The following is a 7,662-nucleotide window of genomic DNA, read 5'->3' on the forward strand; positions in this document are numbered from 1 at the left end:
CCCACGTTGCTTCCTGGAATTAAGTTTTGAGGTTTTTGGACTCTATTTATAACTTTGAAGTATATGTTGTTCTAGTGCGGAGTGAAGCGTATCGTGTCCGTTTGGTCAAAATATGGTTCAAATCACATTTACTATCCAGATACTGCTTTACCATGCCAGCAAACTTTTCTGGACTTAGAGTGTAATTTTGTTCGCTGAAATCCAGCAAGCGGTTAGCCGCTTCTGCACTCATACCCGTGCTAGTTTGTAAAGCACTAGCGATCGCATCTTGATGAAAACCCCAAGCATCTCGGTTTTCCTTCCATTCCAAGCCACTCTCTGCCAAGAAAGCTTGTTGAAAAGCTGCATATTTACCTTGGCGATCTAGTTGACGTTCAAACTCAGCAATGGGAAGAACTGTCCCAAAGTACCCCAAATGCTCGTCAAATACCTTTTGAAAGACTTTGGTAATGCTTTCTTTATGATTTTTATTATTGGCATCAGCTTTGGAGTCAATATTGAATAAAATCACATCGCAAGAATTATGTGCCGCCTGTGCTAACAAGGCTTGCAACATCGGATCGGGTATGCGTTTTTCATCAAAATAATCCAAAGCGCGGCTAGTTTCCAATTGATGATTAGCCAATAGGTATGACAGAATCTTCAAAAAGTGAGATTTCCCTGAACCAAAAAATCCAGAAATCCATACGCCCATCTTATCCGTAGGATTGCTTAGACCATTAGTGTAGCGTTCAAAAAATGTCCGAAAGTGCCTATCTAGTTCGTTGGTAACGACATACTCTTCCAATTCTTGACGAATATTCTCGTCGTCCTTCTGCCCAACTTTAATAACGCCATTGATATTACGGTAAATGTCCTTTTGGAAGAGTTCGGCGATATTCATAGGTGGTGCTGTTGGTGGGGAATCAGAGGGAAAGCCCGATAGTAGTTGTCATCCTTAAAGGTGTCGAATAGGCGTAGTTCGTGCCCATCGTAAGAACCAGGGAAAAACATCACTAGAGGGATTTTGTCAAGTACTGGGTGCAGGTTGTTGAGGATACTGTGCGATCGTAAAAGGGGCCAGCTAGCACCAACTCCAGTCATGATTACAAGCTGTTCATTACCCCTAAGTTTTTTTTGGATGTAGGCAATAACTTGGTCAGGTCGGACAAGGGGCGCAACGGTTTTAGCCAAGGCAGCATTTCCTTTAGTTGCTTCTAACTCAAGAGCTTTTTTGAGTACCCCTCTTTCTGACAATATGTCGAGGATAGTTCTATAAAGGTCAATTTCCAGCAAAATAAGCTGGGTGGGCGGACTCATCAATTGCCGCTTTAGGCGTTCGACATATTTCTGTACCAGTGGTTCATATTCAGCGTCATAATCAAAAATATAAAAGCCAATTTCGTTTCCAATACCGCGATTACTCAATAAACGTGCATCTTGCAGTTTTGGTAATAGTGCATCAAGGCGCTGATTAATACTCAATGTGGGCATTAATTTTGCCTTCGATCACTGTGTTTTTTCGATTTTGAACAATAAGAAGGTAACTTTTTTAATAAAAATGTCAACATTACCCCACAGATGGCTTTGCTGCCTTGAAGTGGTTAGTTATATACATAGCAATACAGCTTCCTTGATGACTTTTATCAAGGATAATCGAAAGTTAGATAAATGGCACAGTAGATTTACTGATTAAACAGGCAATTATCAAGCTGTATTTGAGCTTTTAGATACACTTAACTCTTTTTTATAAACCTGGGTAAAGAATTATAGTGCTTAATGATTCCTACAATACAAAGGAAGCAGTATTTTGCCAGTAACTCCTGACTATCTAATCACAGGCAGCATCCGCGATTGTAAGCAAATGCCTTGGCAGACCACAGAACATGGTTGCTGGTGATGGTGTGTTGATAAGGTAAATCTGGGAATCAAGGAAGTAGCGTAGGCGCAGCCCGTCGTAGACATCGCTCTTACGGGACGTAATCCATCGTCTCCCCAATTGATTCTCTCTCTTATTGCCGAAAGCCGTTTTAATGTGGGCTATTGGAGTGATAGGGTGGGGTGTTGGTGGAAAATCTGGCGTGGAGATTTAGTTTGGTACCTTTTGTGTTAGAAAAGCCCCTGCGAAGGGAAGACTTAAAACAAGACCCTGTGTCTAAAAAATGTGATTGTTAATCTGATAATAAGTCTGTTAAATCCCTACCATATATATAATAAGGATTTTGGTATTCTTCTGGAATATTATTAATTAACTCACTATTTTCTTGAAGATATTTACTATTACTCTCTTGAAGCCTTTTAAGTTTTTGATGTATGGGTGAAGATGTATCTTTTTTACCGCTATTAATATAGTTTAAAATATCTTCCCTTAACTTATTCAATCTATTATGAGTAGCTAAAGGATTATCTGAAGATAGAGTATAAGCTGTTCTATAGTCATGCCCAGCCTCTCTCAATCTCTTCCATTCTTCGCATCTGGACTTTTGATTTAATGGTTCCATTGGATTAAATCTATCGCTGTAATTGCCAGTATATTTAAATTAGTTTAATTATTATATATTACCTACCTAGGATAATCCCTTATTTTGCTACAGCAGACATTGAGACATACATCGAGCGCATAACAGCATTCGAGAGCATGAAACCACCGATGCGATGCCTGCGGCGGGTGGGTACGCCATCGCCCCCCAACCATGACCAACATCCACAACCTCGGCATAACCCATACTGAATATGCCCAGCTACTAGCCCAAGGCTACGACCCCAACAAGCGAACACCAGTTGATAGAGCTTGGCGAGAGCATAGACGAAGCAAGGAAGCTAGCGCGAGTAGTAGGGTTGACCAAAGACAAACCACCGGAGACAGACGAGGAGTGGCAAGAGTTCATAGTAGTGTGGGAGGATACTTGCGATGGTTCCTGTTGGAAAATGAGCGCTCACCCTCATTCTTAAAGAAATCCCAAGTGATCGCGCTTCGCTAGAATCTTTGCTGTTCCTGGCTTAATTCAGTCTAGCTTAATATTGCTGCTAGCCATATCACTCATAAGCTGTTAATTATTATGTATTTCTACTGTCTACTTAACAAAATAAAACGATTTGTTTTATGCTCTACTCATAGTTCTTGTTTTAAAATTATCTCAGCTTTATACTTTAGAGATTGTTCAATTACTTCATCACAGTTTTAAATTTGATAGCAGTTTCTTGATAGCCTCTTGAATCTAATTTCATTAAATCTATCGTGGTAACGACAGGTTAAATGATTGATATTAGAGAAGTAGTTTACAAGAAGGTTTATTTAACCTGTGAATAAGAAATGGGCTACTAAACGACTCACAATTAATCTGGCATCCAGGGAAGCAGAAAGATTAGAAAAATACTGCTCAATCACAGGACGACCAGCAACCGATGTGATTCGAGAGTTGATTCGTTCTTTGACTGTTGAAGAAACACTTAATGCAGATTGCAAACAATAACTAGGCTTGGATATTAAGTAAGCATCTAATGAACAGTAATACAAATATGAGAAGTAATCAACCTCTTTCTGAAATTACAGGAAAACCTGCTCAGGTGTGGGGTAATATCTTAATTCCTGCTAAAGGGCAAATGACCGTCAAGGTAACTGGTGATACTCTTCAAGCTACGGTTAAAACCTACTTAGAGAAGAGAGACACTTGGATACGGATTCAAAATATTGATTCAGTTGAGACTCAAGAAACACCTATTTATGCACTGCTAGGTTCTGGAGCTTCTTGCATCTTTTTCGCTCTAGGTTTACTAGCTCACTCTTTTTTAGGCGGCTTAATTATCATTGGTTTAGGTGTTGCTCTAATCGTATATGCCATTATCAATAAAAATCGGTATTTGGCAATTCATAGCCACCGCAACTCGATGATCATCTTTATGAATAAGCCACCGGAAGTATATCAGCAGTTTGCTATGGGTGCGCTGCCATTATCTCGTAAGTTAAATACGCCCAGCAGTATGCAGACAAAACCTGCTCAAAATTCCGTTCAAATTAATTGAGAAACTGGTTATGAAAACTCTGCAACAGTCATCAAAATTAAGAGCAGCATTCCAAGAGAAAATTACTGTTAAAAAATCTGCTATACATCAAGAAATTCACCAAGCTCTAGGGGATAGTGCATTAGGTGGATTAGCTTCATTCATGTATGAGTTTAAACAAGCTAAAAATCAACTTAAAGGCAGTATGGGTGAATGGGGAGTATCAGCCATATTTCAGTGCTTCCCAGACACTTGGGTAATGTTCAATAATGCTCTAATTCCTACTAACAACTCCGGTGGGTTAACCGAGATAGACCACTTAATTATCGGTACAAAAGGCATTTTCTTATTAGAAATCAAAACTTGGAAGGGTTCATTTACAGCATACAATGATAAATGGAAACGTCGAGAAGGCAATAATTGGGTAGCAATAACTAACAGTCCAACGTCTCAAAGTGCTTACCATCAACAGATGTTTGCCCAATGGATAGTTTGTGTAGTTCCTGCTCTCCCTAATAGTTGCGTTTATGCTCCTGTGGTCTTCCCTATCGCTAAATGGTTGGCAGTTAACAATTGCTCGGTACAAGTTTTTCAAGGTGTACCTGCACTACTGCAAGCAATGGCTAGCTGTCCTGAGTGCTTGACAGAGCAGCAAATACAGACGATCGCCTCTGCTGTGGCTAATTATCAGATTCCCGAAAATACGACCCCAACGCCTAAGCCAATTCCCAAGCCAAAACTCCTTAAACGTCAGAATTCTAGCAGTTGAGTGTTGCTAATTTATTTTTAAGTAAAACCTGAATAGGCTTATTTACCAGTCAGAATAAACAGCATATTACAAGCAATGTTTGTAGCTGTAAAACGGGAATACTAAAAATAGAACAAAATGGCTTATATAATGCTGATTGCTGTATCAATAAAAATTTACTTAAATTGTTAATAAAACAGCTAAACTAACTTCATAGTTCGTTCAGTTTTTACTTTAACGCATCCCAAACTATAAACCGCTTGCTATTTCTTTAGATAGTTTCCTTATAAAGCTTACAAGCTATCCTGATATAGTTCTGAGGTACGGGGCAAAAAGCTGAACTAAATACAAAATCTTAAAATGAAAAATTACTCGAATATGGATTTCATTAACCAAGCACAAAGTTTTGTATATACGCTTAAAGATAAAGCTCAAGAAGCAACTACTAATACAGCAAACGGGATACAAGAGGTTGTTGATGGAATCAAAAATACTACTATAGAAATTACCACCTCAAGTATTAATGCAATTAATGATTTACCTGCAACAGCACAGCAGGGTTTTCAAGCTGTACAAAATGTGGGTAAAGCATTAGAAGGCACTGCTATTGGTGTGACAACTTCGAGTGTAGCTATAGCTGAGGCTTTGCAAAACTTGCCTAAGACAGCTGCGGAACTAGCTCTAGAGATGCCCAAGATTGCATATAGATTGAGGTATCGTGCTGGTCTAAGAACTGGAGATTTACCTCGCTCTGATACAGATGTCATGAAGCTGTTTGAGAAAATTCCAGGCACATCAAAGCTTGGAGGAAATGAAAGGACTATCCGTGAATTCTTGAGCGATAAGCATGGTAGCCATATCATTCCACGTTCTCAAGGTGGCTCAAACGGTGCTGACAACATTGTATGGGAAGTGGGTGTTGATAATCTGCGTCGCGGAGCCGAAGTAATGACTGTTGGGGAGCAGTTTTATATTCGGGTTTACAATGCCGTAGATTCTATTATCTGCAATTCTGGAACAATTGCTAGGCTAGGGATCACTGCTACAGGAACTGCTATTCTCACACAAGTTATAGTCACAGCGATTTCATATTCCCTGGATCTTTATCGGGGCGATATTACTGTAGAAGAATATAAAAACTTAGTTTTAGAAGCGGCAAAGGCAGCAGGCATTGCAACACCCATTGTTTTCCTGATTTTAGTGGCTGTATTGGCGTTATTTCCAGAATTTACAGTTATATTGTCAGCACCAGTGGTTGTTGCAGGATTCAATTCATTATTTGGCATAAGCATTGCTATGCCAATCATCCAATCGCTGCTCCGTCATGTCCAAGCTGGTGGTTTTGGCGCGGAAACTGCTGAGGCTTACAGAAATGCGCTTGGTGGTTCTACACCTGCTTGAAATATGCGATCAACTTTACCATGAGTGCTGGCTTCATCTTCAAGGCTACTCTTGTTTGAGCTGACTACACACATCAACCTTTAATGCGATCGCGGCAGGTGTTTTTAGAAGCCACATTGAATTTTGAACAGATTTACTGATAAAGATTGTTTGAAATTAGCTTTTCAGTACTGGAGCGTAGTCTAATACAGCACGATCCCATTGTGCTGAATTGGCTGCTGCTTCGTATGTAGATTGTAAAAACGTGAGTACCATTGCATCTGGGTCGTTAGCTTGGCGCACTACTTCGTAGGGCAGGATAAATTCTCTCATGTCTGAGCTATAACTCGCTTCTTGTGGCCCAATGGGGTAATCTTTAAATCCTTCAGGTTCTGGGTAAGCATAGGCATAGAATAAAGCTTCTTGTCCGCCACCGCCAAACCAAAAACCACAACTACTGACCTCATGCGAGTAAGCTTCCCGCGTCACCCAATCGGCCATATTCGGTACACCGCCCGGATGTTGTGGAGCGCGTCGCCCAGAAAATCGAGTCACTGCTAGGTCAAAACTGCCCCAGAAAAAATGTACTGGGCTACATTTTCCAGCATAACCAGAACGAAATCGGCTCAAGATGCGCTCGGTTTGAACTAAAATCTGCCAAAACCGTTGAGCATATTCCCTGTCGTAGGCGGTATGTTTCTCATCCTGCTCAAAGGGAATTGGAGCAGCAACTTCTTGGGGCATTGTCCAGATCCGCACTTCAATTGAGATTTCTTTTAAAGCATTGATTACAGCTTGATAGAAGTTAGCAACAGATTGGGGAGCCAGTTCGATGATTCTTGTCGTACCATCACTTGTCTCAATTACGAGTTGATGAAGCACAAAATTAAAGGTAATTTGAAAATTGCGGCTGCCATAGGGAATTGTCGAGGTTGTGAGTCCACAGGGTGTGACATACAAAGTTGAGTGCCACCAATGATTGATTTTAGGAGTTAATGCTAACCGAATTTTGCCAACAATCTGAGTCCATAGATGCAGTGTTTCATAAGTATCCTGCCATGCAGCAACAGGTAACGGAAGCCAGTTATCAGTAGGTGAACGGTGCAGAGTAGTCATGAGCCGTATCTCCATGTAAAAAATTGGCGTGAAATTACGATAAACCAACAAAGGTTTATTACATTGCGCCTCAATAATATGACTATACCAATCTGAGTTAACTTAATTTTCGCCTCTTGAAGATTGAGGGCATAAATGCGTCCGCAATATAATGATAGGCAAAGTACATTATCCACTGACAGTACACCATCAAATAATCTTCCTTAAGAGAAAAATCCAGCGATAGCAACAATCACCATTACTGCTGTTGAATACCTTACGGATTACAGTACATACATTGGGCTGGATTCGCAAATTCCATACCATTAGGAAATATAGCCGTAGCCATTTTAATTAGGACGCAGCTTGCTTGAGAACGATTTCCATAGCATCACGTAAATTATCAGATTTAAGTAATAGCTTGCGAATTCTGCTTTTTAAAGTCGCCCAACACTTTT

The 7,662-nt window shown here is 40.2% G+C and carries 9 protein-coding genes; 5 read left to right on the forward strand and 4 right to left on the reverse strand.

The window, feature by feature from the left end; genetic code table 11:
* Positions 1–46 precede the first annotated feature (46 nt).
* The 3 genes from LC653_RS43585 to LC653_RS43595 all read right to left on the reverse strand — a co-directional run bounded on the left by LC653_RS43585 (position 47) and on the right by LC653_RS43595 (position 2,480).
* A complete protein-coding gene (locus tag LC653_RS43585; RefSeq protein ID WP_229501476.1) occupies positions 47–883 on the reverse strand; it encodes a DUF6079 family protein in 837 nt (278 codons plus the stop codon).
* Positions 880–1,473 (reverse strand): DUF1788 domain-containing protein, encoded by a 594-nt coding sequence (locus tag LC653_RS43590; RefSeq protein WP_229501477.1) that lies wholly within the window; start codon positions 1,471–1,473, stop codon positions 880–882. Before LC653_RS43590 ends, LC653_RS43585 begins: the two co-directional genes overlap by 4 nt.
* A gap of 677 nt (positions 1,474–2,150) precedes the next feature.
* Positions 2,151–2,480: a hypothetical protein gene (locus LC653_RS43595; protein WP_229501478.1), complete on the reverse strand. Its 330-nt coding sequence runs from the start codon at positions 2,478–2,480 to the stop codon at positions 2,151–2,153.
* A 192-nt stretch (positions 2,481–2,672) separates the two neighbouring features.
* Between LC653_RS43595 and LC653_RS43600 the strand changes: the two genes are divergently transcribed.
* The 5 genes from LC653_RS43600 to LC653_RS43620 all read left to right on the forward strand — a co-directional run bounded on the left by LC653_RS43600 (position 2,673) and on the right by LC653_RS43620 (position 6,130).
* Positions 2,673–2,960: a hypothetical protein gene (locus LC653_RS43600; protein WP_229501479.1), complete on the forward strand. Its 288-nt coding sequence runs from the start codon at positions 2,673–2,675 to the stop codon at positions 2,958–2,960.
* A gap of 321 nt (positions 2,961–3,281) precedes the next feature.
* On the forward strand, positions 3,282–3,452 hold the full coding sequence (locus LC653_RS43605) for a CopG family transcriptional regulator (protein WP_229501480.1): 171 nt from the start codon (positions 3,282–3,284) through the stop codon (positions 3,450–3,452).
* 28 nt (positions 3,453–3,480) lie between these two features.
* Positions 3,481–4,002 (forward strand): hypothetical protein, encoded by a 522-nt coding sequence (locus tag LC653_RS43610; RefSeq protein WP_229501481.1) that lies wholly within the window; start codon positions 3,481–3,483, stop codon positions 4,000–4,002.
* A gap of 10 nt (positions 4,003–4,012) precedes the next feature.
* Positions 4,013–4,750 carry a nuclease-related domain-containing protein gene (locus tag LC653_RS43615; protein ID WP_229501482.1) on the forward strand — a complete coding sequence of 246 codons (738 nt, stop codon included), beginning with the start codon at positions 4,013–4,015 and terminating at the stop codon, positions 4,748–4,750.
* Between the two features lie 339 nt (positions 4,751–5,089).
* Positions 5,090–6,130 (forward strand): HNH endonuclease, encoded by a 1,041-nt coding sequence (locus LC653_RS43620; RefSeq protein WP_229501483.1) that lies wholly within the window; start codon positions 5,090–5,092, stop codon positions 6,128–6,130.
* Between the two features lie 156 nt (positions 6,131–6,286).
* Here the strand turns inward: LC653_RS43620 and LC653_RS43625 are convergent, their stop codons facing one another.
* Positions 6,287–7,225 carry a DUF5996 family protein gene (locus tag LC653_RS43625; RefSeq protein WP_229501484.1) on the reverse strand — a complete coding sequence of 313 codons (939 nt, stop codon included), beginning with the start codon at positions 7,223–7,225 and terminating at the stop codon, positions 6,287–6,289.
* Positions 7,226–7,662: the final 437 nt, after the last annotated feature.

The organism is Nostoc mirabile CHAB5784, assembly GCF_020829645.1.
Taxonomy (GTDB): domain Bacteria; phylum Cyanobacteriota; class Cyanobacteriia; order Cyanobacteriales; family Nostocaceae; genus Nostoc; species Nostoc mirabile.